Consider the following 15,763-nt stretch of genomic DNA (forward strand, 5'->3'; position numbering starts at 1 on the left):
TGAAACAGCCACGACTCTGTGGCGAGGCTGTTTGTTCCCCCGGGTTAGCCTGTCAGCAACCTGCCCGCTCACAATCCCGCCGCCCTATTTTCGTATCGGCGCTGTACCTGACCCGCGCCGACTGGCCCGGCGATGCTCGCCCGTTCGCAGCCTTCGGCAGCGCCTACAAGGGGGGCACACCCCATCCAGCAGAAAGGCAGATCGCCCGCCTATGTGCCCCAGCGCACAGACACCCTCCCCCCTGGCCGCCACCGTCAAGGTTGCAGCTTTTTGCCTGAAACGTTCGTCGCGACGGTGCATCGATTTGACCGCACGCCCCGCTCCCGGCCCTCCCTCGCACCCCGTGCCGAGGGACGGCTCTGTTATGCCAAGGAAAACATGGACAGTCATTGGACCCACGCATTCCTGAGGTTCTGGCAGCTGCCCACCGCCAGATACGGCCAATGGAAGGCCTCGCGCAACAGCGTCGAATACCAGGCGCCGCTGCGCTCGGAACTGTTCAGCAGTGAGCAGATGGCCAGCCACGGCACCCTGCTGGCGCAACAGCACCGCCTGAGTCGCAGTCGCAACCCGGACTGGCTGCTGGCACGCCTGGCGGACAACGCCGGCGCCCTGGCCAGTTGCTGCAAGAGCCTGACCGCCGCCACCGGCAACTCGCCCCGGGCCACCCCCGCCGCCGAGTGGCTGCTGGACAACTACTACCTGCTGGAAGAGCAGATCCGCATCACCCGCACCCACCTGCCCCGGGGCTACAGCCGGCAGTTGCCGCGCCTGGCCAACGGTCAGTCGGCGGGCCTGCCCCGGGTCTACGACATTGCCCTGGAAACCATTTCCCACGGCGACGGCCGGGTCGACAGCGAAAGCCTGGGGCGTTTCGTCGACAGCTACCAGAGCGTCACCCCGCTGATGCTCGGCGAGCTGTGGGCGATCCCGATCATGCTGCGCCTGGCCCTGATCGAAAACCTGCGCCGGGTGGCCTTCCGGGTCATGGCCAACTGGAGCGAGCGCAATCTGGCCAACGACTGGGCCGACCGCCTGATGGAAACCGCCGAGCAGGACGCCAAGAGCGTGGTGCTGGCGGTGGCCGACATGGCCCGCTCGGCGCCGCCCATGAGTGCCGCCTTCGTCGCCGAACTGGCGCGCCGCCTGCAAGGGCAGAACGCCGCCCTGGTGCTGCCCCTGGCCTGGATCGAGCAACTGCTGGGGGAAACCGGGCTGAACATCGAGCGCCTGGTGCAGCTCGACGCCCAGCAGCAGGCCGCCGACCAGGTGTCCATCAGCAACAGCATTTCCAGCCTGCGCCTGCTCTCGGCCAGCAACTGGCGCGAGTTCGTCGAGCTGATGAGCCGGGTCGAACAGGAACTGCAGGAGGACCCGGCCAAGGTCTACCGGCGCATGGATTTTGCCACCCGCGACCATTACCGGCATGTGCTCGAACGCCTGGCCCGCCACTGCCCCCTGAGCGAACAGCAGGTGGCCCGGCAGTGCATCGAACTGGCCCGGGCCCACTATCGCGCCGAAGCTCCGGAAGCCGTGGCCGGCCATGTCGGGCATTACCTGATCGGCGCCGGACGCCGCACGCTTGAACAACACATCCAGGCTCGGGTGCCCCTGGCCGAACGGGGCCGGCGCCTGCTGACCCAGGCGCCCCTGGGCTTTTTCCTGGGGCCGGTGATGCTGCTCTCGGCGCTGTTCGCCTGGCCGTTTCTCGACGCCCTGTACCAGGAAGCCGCCCCCGGCCATTACTGGCTGGCACTGTGGGCCGTGCCGGCGTTGCTGCTCTCCAGCCGCCTGGCCATCGGCCTGATCAACGGCCTGGTGACCCTGACCGTGGCCCCGGGCATTCTGCCGCGTCTGGACTACAGCGAAGGCATCGACCCTCGCGCCCGGACCCTGGTGGCCGTGCCCTGCCTGTTCGGCAGCACGGCGGATGTCGAAGAGCTGGTGGAAGGCCTGGAAGTGCGCTTTCTGGCCAACCGCGATGCCCAGCTGTACTTCGCCCTGCTCAGCGACTTTCTCGACGCCCCCAGCGAAACCCAGGACGGCGACGCTGCCTTGCTGGCGCTGGCCCGACAAGGCATCGAGGCGCTGAACCTGAAGTACCCCGAAGAGGCGGTGGATCGCTTCTACCTGCTGCACCGGCCACGCCTGTGGAACCCCGGCGAACACTGCTGGATGGGCCACGAACGCAAGCGCGGCAAGCTCGAAGACCTCAACGCCCTGCTGCGGGGCCGTGGCCACGAGCGTTTCCTGCTGATCCAGGCGCTGCCCGAGATCACCTACGTGATCACCCTGGACAGCGACACCCAACTGCCCCGGGACGTGGCCCAGCAATGCGTGGGCGCCATGGACCACCCGCTGAACCGCCCGCAGACCGACCCGCTCAGCGGGCGCATCGTCAGTGGCTACGGGATTCTCCAGCCACGGGTCGGCATCAGCCTGTCGAGCACCGCGCGCAGCGCCTATTCCCGGCTGTTCGCCAGTGACGCCGGGATCGACCCCTATACCCGCGCGGTGTCGGACGTCTACCAGGACCTGTTTCAGGAAGGCTCCTTCGTCGGCAAGGGCATCTATGCCCTGGACACCTTCGAGCAGACCCTGGGCGGGCGCTTCGCCGACAACCGGATTCTCAGCCACGACCTGATCGAGGGCTGCTATGCCCGTTCCGGCCTGCTCAGCGACGTACAGCTGTTCGAAGAGTACCCGGCGCGCTACAGCGCCGACGTCAAGCGCCGCCAGCGCTGGATCCGTGGCGACTGGCAACTGCTGCCCTGGCTCCTGCCCTGGTCGCCCAGGGCCGCCGGCGGCCTGGAAAGCAATCGCCTGAGCCCCCTGGCGCGCTGGAAGATCCTCGACAACCTGCGCCGCAGCCTGGAGCCGCTGGCCCTGCTGAGCATGCTGCTGTGGGGCTGGCTGGGCTCCACCCAGCCCCTGGCCTGGACCCTGGCGGTGCTGATTGTGCTGCTGGTGCTGCCGCTGTCGGCGGCCTTGCGCGAGCTGCTGCACAACACCCCGGAAGTGCCGTTGCTGCAACAACTGAACGCGGCCCTGAGCAGCGCCGGCCAGCACCTGTCCCGGGCCCTGCTGCCCCTGGCCTGGCTGCCCTATGAGGCCGCCTACAGCCTGGATGCCATGGCCCGCGCGCTGTGGCGCATGGGCATCAGCAAACGGCACCGCCTGCAATGGCAGCCCTCGCGGGAAGCCGAGCGCGGCCCGGACGACAGCCTGCTGCAGCTGTACCGGCGAATGTGGGTCGGTCCGCTGCTGGCGCTGTTGCTGACGGGGCTGCTGTGGCCGCGGCTGCAACTGCTGATGGCCGCGCCCCTGCTCCTGGCCTGGCTGGCCGGGCCGGCCCTGGCCTGGTGGCTGAGCCGCCCCGCAAGCCCGGTGGCCTTCGTCCCCAGCGCCGGCCAGCGGCGTTTTCTGCAGAGCCTGGCCCGCCGCACCTGGGGCTTCTTCGACCAGTACGTCGGCCCCGAGGACAACTGGCTGGCCCCGGACAACCTGCAGGAACAGCCCCAGCGCCGCATCGCCCATCGCACCTCGCCGACCAACCTCGGGCTGGCCCTGCTGGCGCACCTGACGGCCCACGACTTCGGCTACCTGAGCAGCCGCCGGCTGCTGCAACGCCTGGAGCAGATGCTGGCCAGCATGGGTCGCCTGGAACGCTACCGCGGGCACTTCTACAACTGGTACGACACCCAGAGCCTGCAACCTCTGCCGCCGCGCTATGTGTCCACCGTGGACAGCGGCAACCTGGCGGGCCTGCTGCTGACCCTGCGCCCCGGCCTGCAGGCGCTGGTGGACAACCCGCCGCACCTGCCGCAGATCGCCAACGGTCTGCTGGACAGCCTCGACGTGTTCCAGGACGCCCTCACCGCGGCCGGCCAGGACACCACGCCGGTGCTGCGCTGGCGCCTGGAAACCCGCGCCGTGCAGGAGCACCTGAGCCTGCACGCGGACGTCGCCCCGGATGCCTTGCTCGGGCTGCTGCAACGGATTGCCCAAGGCGCGGCCCAGGCCCCGGGTCAGAGCGCGGACGATGTCGACTACTGGCGCGCGGCACTGGCCGCGCAATGCCAGGACCTGCATGACGAACTGCAATGGCGCTGCCTGCCGCCCATGGCCGACGGCCGCCGCTTCGGCACCCTGGGCTGGCGCCAGTTGGCGCAACTGGCCGCGGAAGACTGGCCGCCGCTGCACCGCGAGCGCATCAACGCGGTGCGCGAACTGGCGCTGGAACGCGTCACCTGCGCCGACCGCCTGCAGGACAGCGTGGCCAGCATGGCGCAGATGGATTTCGGCTTTCTCTACGACACCCGGCGCCATTTGCTGGTGATCGGCTACAACGCCGAAGAGCACCGCCTGGATGCCGGCTACTACGACCTCTTGGCCTCGGAGGTGCGCCTGACCCACTTTGTCGCCATCGCCCAGGGACAGCTGCCCCAGGAAAGCTGGTTCGCCCTCGGCCGCCTGCTCACCAGCAGCGCCGGAACCCCGGTGTTGCTGTCCTGGACCGGCTCGATGTTCGAGTACCTGATGCCGATGCTGGTGATGCCCAGCTACCAGGGCACCCTGCTGGACCAGACCTGCCGCGCCGCGGTGGCCCTGCAGATCGAGTACGGCCAGCAACAGGGCCTGCCCTGGGGCGTGTCCGAGTCGGGCTACAACACCCTCGACAGCCAGTTCAACTACCAGTACCGGGCGTTCGGCGTGCCGGGCCTGGGGCTCAAGCGCGGCCTCGGCGCGGAACGGGTGGTGGCGCCCTACGCCAGCGTCCTGGCGCTGATGGTGGCGCCCCAGGCGGCCTGCCAGAACCTGCAACGCCTGGCCCAGCTGGGGCTGGCGGGACGCTTTGGCCTGTATGAAGCCGTGGACTACACCGAGTCGCGCCTGCCCCGGGGCCAGGATCACGCCGTGGTGCAGTCGTTCATGGCCCACCACCAGGGCATGAGCCTGCTGGCCCTGGCCTGGTTGCTGCTGGAGCAGCCCATGCAACGGCGCTTCGAATCCGATCCGCAGTTCCAGGCCATCGCCCTGCTGCTGCAGGAACGGGTGCCGAAAACCGCCGCCCAGTACCTGCACGCCGCCGGAGCACCTGCGGCCGACGAAGCGGCCCGGGCCCACGAGAACAAACTGCGGGTGTTCGCCGACCCGGACCGCAAGCGCCCGGCGGTGCAGTTGCTGTCCAACGGTCATTACCACGTCATGCTCAGCAGCGCCGGTGGTGGCTACAGCCGCTGCAACGAACTGGCGGTGACCCGCTGGCACGAAGACCCGACCCGGGATCACTGGGGCCAGTTCTGCTACCTGCGGGACGTGGCCAGCGGCGACTTCTGGTCCGCCGCCTACCAGCCGACCCGCCGCCGGCCGCAGGGTTTCGAGGCGATCTTCACCGATGCCCGGGCCGAATTCCGGGTGCGCGAGCGAGACTTCGACAGCCACACGGAAATCGTCGTGTCCCCCGAGGACCCCATCGAGCTGCGCCGCCTGCACCTGTGCAACCGGGCCCGGGTACGACGCAGCATCGAGCTCACCAGCTACGCCGAAGTGGTCCTGGCCACGGCCCAGAGCGACGCGTCCCACCCGGCCTTCAGCAACCTGTTCATCGAGACCGAACTGCTGCCGGAGTTGCAGGCCATTGTCTGCAGCCGCCGACCGCGTTCCCAGGAACAGCCGGTGCCGTGGCTGTGCCACCTGCTGGCGGCCCACGGTGTGGACATCGACGCTATTTCCTATGAAACCGACCGCGCGCGCTTCATCGGCCGGGGCCGCGATCTGGCCGCGCCCCTGGCCCTGGACCCACAGGTCGAGCGGCTGTCGGGCAGCGCCGGACCGGTGCTCGACCCGATCGTGGCGATCCGCTGCCGGATCACCCTCGAACCCGGCCAGAGCGCCACCATCGATCTGGTGACCGGGGTCGCCGACAGCCGCGAACAGTGCCTGCAACTGATCCACAAATACCGCGACCGGCACCTGGCGGACCGGGTCTTCGACCTGGCCTGGACCCACAGCCAGGTGTTGCTGCGCCAGCTCAACGCGTCCCTGGCCGAAGCCCGGCTGTACCAGCAGATGGCCGCCTCGCTGCTGTACGCCAACGCCAGCCTGCGCGCCGACAGCAGCCTGCTGCTGGGCAACCGCCGCAGCCAGTCCGGGCTCTGGGGCCAGGGCATTTCCGGCGACCTGCCGATCGTCCTGCTGCAGGTGGGCGATCTGGCCAACATCGCCCTGGTGCAGCAACTGATCAAGGCCCACGCCTACTGGCGCCAGAAAGGCCTGGCTGTGGACCTGGTGATCTGGAACGAGGATCAGGTCGGTTATCGCCAGCAACTCCAGGACCTGATCATGGGCCTGGTGACCTCCGGCAGCGAAGCCAGCCTGATCGACCGCCCGGGGGGCATTTTCGTGCGCCCGGCCCAGCAGCTGTCCGGCGAAGACCGCGTGCTGATGCTGGCGGTGGCGCGCCTGGTGATCAGCGACAGCCGCGGCAGCCTCGCCGAGCAGGTCCACCGGCGCCGCGCCGATCCCTCGCTGCCACGCCTGGAGGCGCCCCTGGTGCGCCTGCCGCAACCGGCCGGCAGTGCCCCGGCAGCCGCGCAACCGGAACTGATTCTGCAAACGCCCTACGGCGGTTTCAGCAGCGACGGCCGCGAGTACCTGATCACCCTCAACCCCGGGCAGCCGACCCCGGCGCCCTGGGCCAACGTCCTGGCCAACCCGCTGTTCGGCACGGTGATCTCGGAAAGCGGCGGCGCCTACAGCTGGCGCGAAAACGCCCACGAATACCGCCTCAGCCCCTGGCACGACGACCCGGTCAGCGACCCCAGCGGCGAAGCCCTGTACCTGCGCGACGAAGACAGCGGCCAGGTCTGGTCACCGACCCCGCAGCCGTGTCCCGGCAGCGGCAGCTATCGCACCCGCCACGGCTTCGGCTACAGCGTGTTCGAGCACGAGGAGAACGGCATCCACAGCGAGCTGACGGTGTATGTCGCGGTGGACGCGCCGATCAAGTTCTCGCGGCTGAAGATCGGCAACCGCAGCGGCCGGCCACGGCGCCTGACGGTCACCAGCTACGTGGAATGGGTGCTGGGGGAATTGCGCGGCCGCTCGGCCATGCACGTGGTCACTGAAAGTGATCCGGTCAGTGGCGCGCTGTTCGCCCGCAACCCTTACAACATGGAGTTCTCCGGGCATGTGGCGTTTCTCGACACCGACTCGGCGGTGCGCAGTTTTACCGGCGACCGCAGCGAGTTCATCGGCCGCAACGGCAGCCTCGCGGCACCGGCGGCCTTGACCCGAGAGCGCCTGTCCGGGCGTTCCGGCGCCGGTTTCGATCCGTGCGCGGCGATGCAGGTGGCGCTGGAGCTGGCCGACGGCCAGAGCCAGGAAGTGCTGTTCCGCCTGGGGGCCGAAACCGACGCCAAGGCAGCGACCCGCCGGGTCCTGCAATACCGCGGCAGCCAGATGGCCCAGAGCGAGCTGGCGGCGGTGCACCGGCACTGGCGACGCAGCCTGGACTGCATCCAGGTGCACACCCCGGAACCGGCGATCGATGTCATGGCCAACGGCTGGCTGATGTACCAGACCATCGCCTGCCGCTTCTGGGCGCGCAGCGGTTTCTACCAGTCCGGCGGCGCCATCGGCTTTCGCGACCAGTTGCAGGACAGCATGGCGATGATCCACGCCGAGCCGGCCCTGGCCCGGGAACACCTGCTGCTGTGCGCGGCCCATCAATACCCCGAGGGCGACGTTCAGCACTGGTGGCACCCGCCGCAGAATCGCGGGGTGCGCACCGGCTGCTCCGACGACTTCCTCTGGCTGCCCCTGGCCACCAGCCGCTACGTGCAGATCACCGGCGATCGCAGCGTGCTGGAGGTCGAGGTGGGTTACCTGGAAGGTCGCCTGCTCAATCCCGGAGAAGAGTCCTACTACGACCTGCCGCAAACCTGCGGGCTGCGGGAGAGCCTTTACCAGCACTGCCGGCGAGCCATCGAGCACGGCAGCCGGCGCGGCGTCCACGGGCTGCCGCTGATGGGCACCGGCGACTGGAACGACGGCATGAACCGGGTCGGCGAGCGCGGCCTGGGGGAAAGCGTGTGGCTGGGGTTCTTCAGCCATCAGGTGCTGCAGCGTTTCGCCGTCACCGCCGAACAGCACGACGATCCGGACTTCGCCCGGACCTGCCGCGAGCAGGCCCTGGCCTTGCGCACGGCCCTCGACAGCCAGGCCTGGGACGGACAGTGGTATCGCCGGGCCTGGTTCGACGACGGTCAGGCCCTGGGCAGCGCCGACAATCAGGAATGCCGCATCGACTCCATCGCCCAGAGCTGGTCGGTGCTGTCGGCCGCCGCCAGTGACGCCCGCCAGCGCCAGGCCATGGAATCCCTGGACCGGCACCTGGTGCGCCGCGACAGCGGCGTGGTGTTGCTGCTGGACCCACCGTTCGCCCACAGCCCGCTGGACCCGGGCTATATCAAGGGCTACGTGCCCGGTGTGCGGGAGAACGGCGGGCAATACACCCACGCGGCCATCTGGGCCTGCATGGCCTTCGCCCGCCTGGGGGACAGCGCCCGGGCCTGGGAGCTGCTGCGCATGATCAACCCGGCAAGCCGACGCAGCGCCGAGCAGGTGGCCACCTACCGGGTCGAGCCTTATGTGATGGCCGCCGACGTCTATGGCGTGGCGCCCCACACCGGGCGTGGCGGCTGGAGCTGGTACACCGGCTCGGCGGGCTGGATGTACCGGCTGATCGTCGAGTCGCTGCTGGGGCTGCGCCGCGAAGGCCAGCAGCTGTACATCGAACCGGTGATCCCGGCCCACTGGCCGGGCTACAGCCTGGACTACCGGTTTGGCGAAACCCTGTACCAAATCGAGGTGCGGCAGAACCCCGGGGCCATCCTCAGCCTGAGCCTGGACGGCCGACCGCTGCCGGGGCTGGCCATCGCGCTGCTGGACGACGGCCGGGCGCACCGGGTGTTGCTGACCTGGCCCGCCAGCGCCGCGCCGCCACAGGCCGGGCATTCCCTGACAGCGGCCGTCAGCGAGCCGGCGCCATGACAGACAGCGGGCCAGGCCCTGTACTACCCTGAGTGAGCGCTGACGCCTTGCCATCCGGTGGTTCTGAGATGTTCGACAACCTTGGGCTCGGGCCCAACCACTTGCTCAATGCACTGCCGGCCGTGGTGCAGGAGCGCCTGCTGCCCCATCTCAAGCCGGTGGCCCTGAGCCTGGGCCAGGTGCTCTACGAATCCGGGGATATCCCGCGTCATGTGTACTTCCCCACCGACGCGGTGGTGTCGCTGCTGTACCTGATGGAAAACGGCGCCTCGGCGGAAATCGCCGTGGTGGGCAACGAAGGGCTGGTGGGGGTGTCCCTGGTCATGGGCGGTGAGAGCACCACCAGCCGGGCCATCGTGCAAAGTGCCGGGCACGCCTTGCGCCTGCCCGGGCAGCGCCTCAAGGACGAGTTCAACCGCCACGGCGAGATGCTCCTGCTGATGCTGCGCTACACCCAGTCGCTGATCACCCAGATGGCCCAGACCGCGGTGTGCAACCGCCACCACTCCATCGATCAGCAACTGTGCCGCTGGCTGCTGCTGTCCCTGGACCGCCTGCCGGGCAACCAGTTGGTGATGACCCAGGAGCTGATCGCCAACATGCTCGGGGTGCGCCGCGAAGGGGTCACCGAGGCCGCCGGCAAACTGCAGCGCCAGGGCATCATCGAGTACAGCCGCGGACGCATCAATGTCCTCGACCGGTCACGCCTGGAACAGCACAGCTGCGAGTGCTACGCGGTGGTGCGCAAGGAAACCGCGCGCCTGCTGCCGTACCTGCCGGGCAGCCAGGGCGACGAGCCGGGCTGAGGCTCGCCGCAGGCGGGGTCAAGGCGGGGATTTCAGCTCGGGCTCAGCGCCTTCACCGCCAGGATGCTGCCCGGCATCGAGTACAGGGCGCGCTCGGTGGTGCTGCCGATCAAGCGGCCAAAGCCGGTGCGGTGCACGGTGCCCATGACCACCACGTCCACCAGGTACTCGTCGACGAACTGGGCGATGCCAGGCACTGGCGGGCCCATGATGAAGTGGCGAAATTCCTGGGGCACGTTGTACTGATCGCCCAGGCGTTCGAACTCCTTGTGCAGGGAGTCGCGCAGCTCGTCCAGGCAGTTGACGCTCCAGGCGGTGGACGCCACCGGCGCCACGCCGTCGAGCATTGGCATCAGGTCGTAGGCATACAGCAGGTGCAGCTGGGCATCGCATTGCAGGGCCAGGGCGTTGGCGGTCTGGATGATCAGAGCGTTGAGGCCGCTGATCTGGGTGTCGGACTGGGCCGGGTCGACGGCGGCGACGATGCGCCGGGGCAGTTTGTGCGGCGCCTCGTTGACCAGGTGCACCGGCACCGGCGCCTCGCGCAGCAGGTGGCAGTCCAGCGGGGTGACGAAGACTCGCTTGAGGGCCGATTCCAGGGTCACGTCCTTGATCAACAGGTCGGGCCGGAACTCGTCGATGTAGACCAGCATGTCCTTGAGCACCTGGGTGCTCCAGATCACCTGGGTGGTGACCTCGACGCCCTGCTCGCGCATCCATTCGGCCTCCACTTGCAACCAGCGCTCATGGCGTTGCAGGTAGGCCTGGCGTTCGCTGTCTTCCAGGTGTTCTTCCCACAGGTAGGTGCGCGCCGGCGGTTCGACGAACACCAGGGCATGCAGCGCTGCGCCACTGGCCTGGGCCAGGGCGGCGGCGCGACGAGCCGCGGGGGATTGGTGCTGCTGGGGGTCGGCAATCAGCAACAGGCGCTGGTACTGGCTCATGGTGAACCTCCTTGGACGGTGATGGCCGAAGTGTCGAGGCAGACGGGCCCGGGCGCCTTGATATGCATCAAGGCCACCCGGTGCGCGGGTCATGGCGTGATGGCGATCTTCATCACACCGTCGCGCTGGCTGGCGAACAGCTCGTAGGCGGCTTCGATGTCATCGAGCTTGAAGCGGTGGGTGACCAGCGGCTTGAGGTCCACCTGGCCACTGGCAACCACCTCCATCAGCCGGCGCATGCGCTCCTTGCCGCCGGGGCACAGGGTGCTGAGGATGCTCAGGTCGCCGAGGCCGGCGGCGTAGGCATCCAGGGGGATGCGCAGGTCGCTGGAGTAGACCCCCAGGCTCGACAGCTTGCCCCCCGGACGCAGCACCCGCAGCGCCGATTCGAAGGTGCCCTGGGTGCCCAGGGCCTCGATCGACACATCGACCCCGCGGCCGTCGGTCAGCTCCATGATCTGCTTGACCACGTCGCCCTGCTTGAAGTCCACCACGTGGGTGGCGCCCAGCCCGCGCGCCACGCTCATGCGCGCGGCCACGGTGTCGACGCCGATGATGGTGGTGGCGCCCTTGAGCCGGGCCCCGGCCACCGCGCACAGGCCGATGGGCCCCAGGGCGAACACCGCCACGCTGTCGCCGATATTGACCTCGGCACGCTCGGCGCCGGAGAAACCGGTGGACATGATGTCCGGGCACATCAGCACTTCTTCGTCGCTCAGGCCGTCGGGGATCGGGCACAGGTTGGCCAGGGCGTCCGGCACCCGCACGTATTCGGCCTGGCAGCCGTCGATGGTGTTGCCGAACTTCCAGCCGCCGGTGGCACGAAAGCCATGGCGGGTGTCCGGGCCGTCCTGGGAGCCGCAGCCACACAGGCAGGCATAGCTCTGGCCACTGGGGGTGATGGCCCCGGCGATCACCCGCTGGCCCTCATGGAAACCGCGGACCTGGGAACCCAGGCGCTCGATCACGCCCACCGGTTCGTGACCGATGGTCAGGCCCTTGGCCACCGGGTATTCGCCGCGCAGGATGTGCACGTCGGTGCCGCAGATCGTGGTGGTGGTGATGCGCACCAGGGCGTCCAGCGGACCGATTTCGGGGATGTCCTTGTCGTCCAGCACGATGCGGTTCTTTTCGACGAAAATCGCTGCTTTCATCTTGGCCATGTTCAAGTCCTCCAGTACCGGGAAAGGTTCTGCGTGGCTGCGCAAATCTGCTGACAGGCTGCGCGGATCATGCCGACGAGGGCTTGATCATGATCAAGCAATCGGCCATTGGCCCGCTCGCGGCCGGCCGTGTCAGCCACGCCCGGCGGCGCGCCACCAGGCCAGCATCAAGGCCGCGGCGGCACACAGGGCCAGGCTCGCAGCCAGGGCCTGGGCCCAGGCCACCAGCAGCAGGCCGGCCCCAATCAGCAGGTAGTAAAGTAGTCCGAACCAGGCCCCGGCGCTGCCCAGCCGGTCGCTGTAGGCGGCCAGCGCCGAGCCGAGGATGTTCGGTATCGCCAGGCCGAAGCCGAGCACCACGCCGAACATCGGCAGCACCAGCCACAGGCTGTGCTGCAAGGCCTGGACCCCGCCCGCGCCCAGCAAAACACCGAGCGCCGCCGCCACCAGCAAGCGCCGCGCGGACCAGCCCCGGGCCAGCAAGCGCCGGTTGAGCCAGGCCCCCAGGCCCGACCCCAGGGCCAGCAGCGCGCCGCTGTAGCCGAACCACTGCTCGCCCTGCCCCAGCTCGCGGAACAGGAACGGCCCGAGGCTGTAGTAGCTGAGCAAGGCAATGTTGAACACCGCCACCAGCAGCGCCGAACGCCAGATGCCCGGATCGCCGAGCATCTGCCACAGGGTCGCGACCAGGGGCGCCAGGGGCTGGGCCGGCGGGCGGGTTTCCGGCAAGGCCAGGGCGCACCAGCCAAGCAGGGCCAGGGCCAGCAGCAGCAAGCCGACCAGGGCGCCCCGGTAACCCCAGGCCTGCACCAGGGCGGAACCGCTGAACAGGCCAATCGCCGGGCTCGCCGCCAGCAGCATGCCCACCAGGGAAAACACCCGCACCAGCTCGCTGCCGCGATACCGGTCGCGCAGCAGGGTCTGGGTCACCACCGAGCCCGCCGCCGCGCCCAGGGCCGCCAGGGCCTGGCACAGCAACAGCGCGCTGAAGCTCTGCACCTGCAGCTCCATGACCAGGGCCAGGACATACAGCCCCAGCCCCCCCAGCAAGGCCGGGCGCCGGCCCCAGCGATCGCTCAGGCGCCCCCACAGCAGCACCCCCGGGGCAAAGCCCAGAACAAACAGTGAAAGGCTCTGGGCCGCTTGCCCGGGGGCCACGCCAAAGGCCTGGCCGATATCGCCCAGGGCCGGGCTGTAGAGGGTCTGGGCGATCTGCGGGAACATCAGCAGGGCCAGGGCCAGGGGCAACAGGCAACGGTTATTCATCAGGCAGGACTCGGCAAAAAAACTGCCGACGATTCTAGGCAGCGGCGCCTGGCGTATTATCGCAACCCTGCCAACAACTATCGGAAATACGTCAACCATGGCTTGGCTCGAACCACAGGCACAGTTCGACCCGGATCGCTTCAGCGCGCCGCTGATCGGTATCGCCGCGACCCTCGGCGATCACGACTCCGGCCTGCACCGGCACCGCCGCGGGCAACTGCTGTACACCCGCCAGGGCTGCACCCGGATCACCCTGGCCGACCGCGTGTGCCTGCTGCCGCCGTCGCGGGCGGCGTGGATTCCCGCCGGGGTGACGCACCGTGCGCAAATGCAGCAGAGCGTGGACTACCGCTCGCTGTACTTCTGCCCGGAGCTGAGCCCGCAACTGCCCGGGGAGGTGGCGGTGATCGAGGTCAGCCCGCTGCTTCGGGCGGTGCTGGAACCCATGGCCCAGGCCGCCTTCGACTGCGACTGGAGCCAGGGCCGCTACCCGCACCTGCTGGGCCTGTGCATCGAGGAAATCCGCCTGGCCCTGCGCCAGCCGCTGTCCTTGCCCCTGCCCCGGGACAAGCGCCTGCAACCGCTGCTGGCGGATCTGCAGTCACTGCCGCCGCCCTTGCAGGTGCTGGTCACCCGAGTCGGCGCCAGCAGCCGCACCATCGGCCGGATCTTCCAGCGCGAAACCGGCCTGAGCTATCAGCAATGGCGCCAGCAGTGGCGCCTGATGCGCGCCATCGAGCTGCTGGCCACCGGCCGCAGCATCGGCTACACCGCCTTCGAGCTGGGCTTTGCCAGCGACAGCATCTTCATCGCCTTCTTCAAGGCCATGACCGGCACCACGCCGCGGGCGTATTTCCGCTAAGGGGGTAAGGCTGTTCACTTAAGCGGCAGCACGAAGCATTTCGCAGGCAAGGGGCTTGTTGTGGTGACAAGGCCTGTTGCGGCAATGCTCCGCCAAGGGGGCTTTGCCCGGCCTCGCTGGCCGGGCCGAGGTTTGCTATCGCCGGTGCCTCAGGTGCGGCTGCGCAGCCATTGCAGAAAGCCTTTCTTGGCCACCGGCTTGGGGGTCGCCTGGGCCAGGGTCTGCGCCATGTGCCGGCGAAAATCCAGAAGGTTCTTCATCGCCTCGTTGATGTCATGGCGCGCGTCCAGGCACGGCTTGAGGAACTCATTGTCGATGCGGTACAGGCTGCAGAAGGTCTTGGCCGAGAACTCGGCGATCGTGGCCTGCTCGGCCACCACCCCGGCTTCGCCAATCACTTCCCCCGGGCCCATGCGCCCCGCCTCGAAGGGCTTGCCGTCACGCTGCATGGTCACCGTCACCACGCCGGACTCGATGATGAACAGGTGGTCGCTGACGTCCCCGGCGGCCAGGATGGTTTCGCCCGCACGGAAGGTCTGCAGGTGCATGTTCTGGCTGAAGGTGTCCTTTTCCTCCTGGCGCAGCGTGGAAAAGATGCTCGACGCGTCCAGCAGTGCCCGGGGCCGCGACAAGGTCAGCGGCTGGCTGCTCTCGCCACTGGACAGCAGGCTGATGCCGCTGGCCTGCAGATGGCGGAAAGCCAGGTCGAACAGTTGGTTCCGCACCTCGCGCTTGTGCCCCATGCTGGCGACAAAAGCACTGATCTCGTATTCCGCGCCCGTGCTGCTGGTGCTTTTCATCGCCACGCTGGCAGCCGGCGTGTTCAACAGCAGGCGACAGCCGAGGGTGGCCCGCTCCAGGGCCTCGATGACCTTCTGCGGCCGCGCGTGGGGGCTGACCTGCACGCTCACCGACAGACCGTGGACGTCCACCGGCCGGCTGAAGTTGGTGATCTTGGCCTTGGACGCCAGGGAGTTGGGAATCACCACCATGCTGCCCTGGGAGGTCTGCAACCGGGTGGCGCGCCAATCAATATCCAGCACCCGCCCTTCGGTGCCATCGATGGCGATCCAGTCATCGATCTGATAGGGCTTGGTGGTGTTGAGAACAATCCCGGAAAACAGATCGCTTAGGGTGCTCTGCAGCGCCAGGCCGACGATGATCGCCAAGGCGCCGGAGGTGGCCAGCACCCCCTTGACCGGCAGCTCAAGCACATAGGCCAGGGCGGCGATGATGGCGATCAGGAAGATCACCGCGCCCATCAGGTCCTGCAACAGGCGTCCGGTATGCCCGACCCGCTGCATCATCAGGGTGCCCAGCAGCACCGTCAGGGTCCGTGCGCCGAACAGCCACCAGCCGATTTCCAGGCCGGTGGCGGCCAGGTGCAGGGGCACGTCGTCGGGCCAGGGCGCGGCCTGCATCGGGTTCATGCCCTGGTTGAACAGCATCAGGCTGTAGAGGGAGAAGATCAGCACCCGCACCGCCAGCTTCCAGTAGTCGCCGCGGCTGCCGATCAGGCGCCAGAGCAACACATCCAGGAACAGCAGGAACAGCGCGGCCAACAACGGATGATCGCTGAACAGGGAAGACATCGAAGCACTCCGGCAAGACGGGGACGGCAAGATCGCACGAAAGCAGCAGGAGCAGGTATAGCTGGAAAAGTCG

The 15,763-nt window shown here is 68.4% G+C and carries 7 protein-coding genes; 3 read left to right on the forward strand and 4 right to left on the reverse strand.

The genetic code is table 11. The features are described 5' to 3' along the window. Nucleotides 1-378: 378 nt before the first annotated feature. Entirely contained in the window at nt 379-9,057 is an 8,679-nt protein-coding gene (locus PST29_RS20195; protein WP_060844179.1) for a glycoside hydrolase family 94 protein, read from the forward strand. Between the two features lie 68 nt (nt 9,058-9,125). After that, a complete protein-coding gene (locus PST29_RS20200) occupies nt 9,126-9,863 on the forward strand; it encodes a Crp/Fnr family transcriptional regulator (protein WP_060844180.1) in 738 nt (245 codons plus the stop codon). A gap of 32 nt (nt 9,864-9,895) precedes the next feature. On the opposite strand, the gene PST29_RS20205 is transcribed toward PST29_RS20200, so the two are convergent. The 3 genes from PST29_RS20205 to PST29_RS20215 form a co-directional block, all read right to left on the reverse strand. Next, a complete protein-coding gene (locus tag PST29_RS20205) occupies nt 9,896-10,807 on the reverse strand; it encodes a universal stress protein (protein ID WP_060844181.1) in 912 nt (303 codons plus the stop codon). An 89-nt stretch (nt 10,808-10,896) separates the two neighbouring features. Then, a complete protein-coding gene (locus tag PST29_RS20210; protein WP_060840261.1) occupies nt 10,897-11,970 on the reverse strand; it encodes an NAD(P)-dependent alcohol dehydrogenase in 1,074 nt (357 codons plus the stop codon). A 132-nt stretch (nt 11,971-12,102) separates the two neighbouring features. Then, the gene (locus PST29_RS20215) at nt 12,103-13,236 is read right to left on the reverse strand and encodes an MFS transporter (RefSeq protein ID WP_060844182.1); all 1,134 of its coding nucleotides are present in this window, start codon (nt 13,234-13,236) and stop codon (nt 12,103-12,105) included. Between the two features lie 97 nt (nt 13,237-13,333). On the opposite strand from PST29_RS20215, the gene PST29_RS20220 reads away from it, so the two are divergent. After that, nucleotides 13,334-14,098 (forward strand): AraC family transcriptional regulator, encoded by a 765-nt coding sequence (locus tag PST29_RS20220; protein WP_060844183.1) that lies wholly within the window; start codon nt 13,334-13,336, stop codon nt 14,096-14,098. Nucleotides 14,099-14,247: 149 nt separating this feature from the next. Here the strand turns inward: PST29_RS20220 and PST29_RS20225 are convergent, their stop codons facing one another. After that, nucleotides 14,248-15,690, reverse strand: coding sequence for a mechanosensitive ion channel family protein (locus PST29_RS20225; RefSeq protein ID WP_060840264.1), 1,443 nt, complete (start codon nt 15,688-15,690; stop codon nt 14,248-14,250). Nucleotides 15,691-15,763 lie beyond the last annotated feature (73 nt).

The sequence above is a fragment of the Pseudomonas sp. St29 genome, from assembly GCF_001547915.1.
GTDB lineage: Bacteria > Pseudomonadota > Gammaproteobacteria > Pseudomonadales > Pseudomonadaceae > Aquipseudomonas.

Bases quoted from the DNA above. Each gene is read 5' to 3' on its own strand.
- PST29_RS20195 (WP_060844179.1), top strand. From the start codon at position 379: ATGGACAGTCATTGGACCCACGCATTCCTGAGGTTCTGGCAGCTGCCC.
- PST29_RS20200 (WP_060844180.1), top strand. From the start codon at position 9,126: ATGTTCGACAACCTTGGGCTCGGGCCCAACCACTTGCTCAATGCACTG.
- PST29_RS20205 (WP_060844181.1), bottom strand. From the start codon at position 10,807: ATGAGCCAGTACCAGCGCCTGTTGCTGATTGCCGACCCCCAGCAGCAC.
- PST29_RS20210 (WP_060840261.1), bottom strand. From the start codon at position 11,970: ATGGCCAAGATGAAAGCAGCGATTTTCGTCGAAAAGAACCGCATCGTG.
- PST29_RS20215 (WP_060844182.1), bottom strand. From the start codon at position 13,236: ATGAATAACCGTTGCCTGTTGCCCCTGGCCCTGGCCCTGCTGATGTTC.
- PST29_RS20220 (WP_060844183.1), top strand. From the start codon at position 13,334: ATGGCTTGGCTCGAACCACAGGCACAGTTCGACCCGGATCGCTTCAGC.
- PST29_RS20225 (WP_060840264.1), bottom strand. From the start codon at position 15,690: ATGTCTTCCCTGTTCAGCGATCATCCGTTGTTGGCCGCGCTGTTCCTG.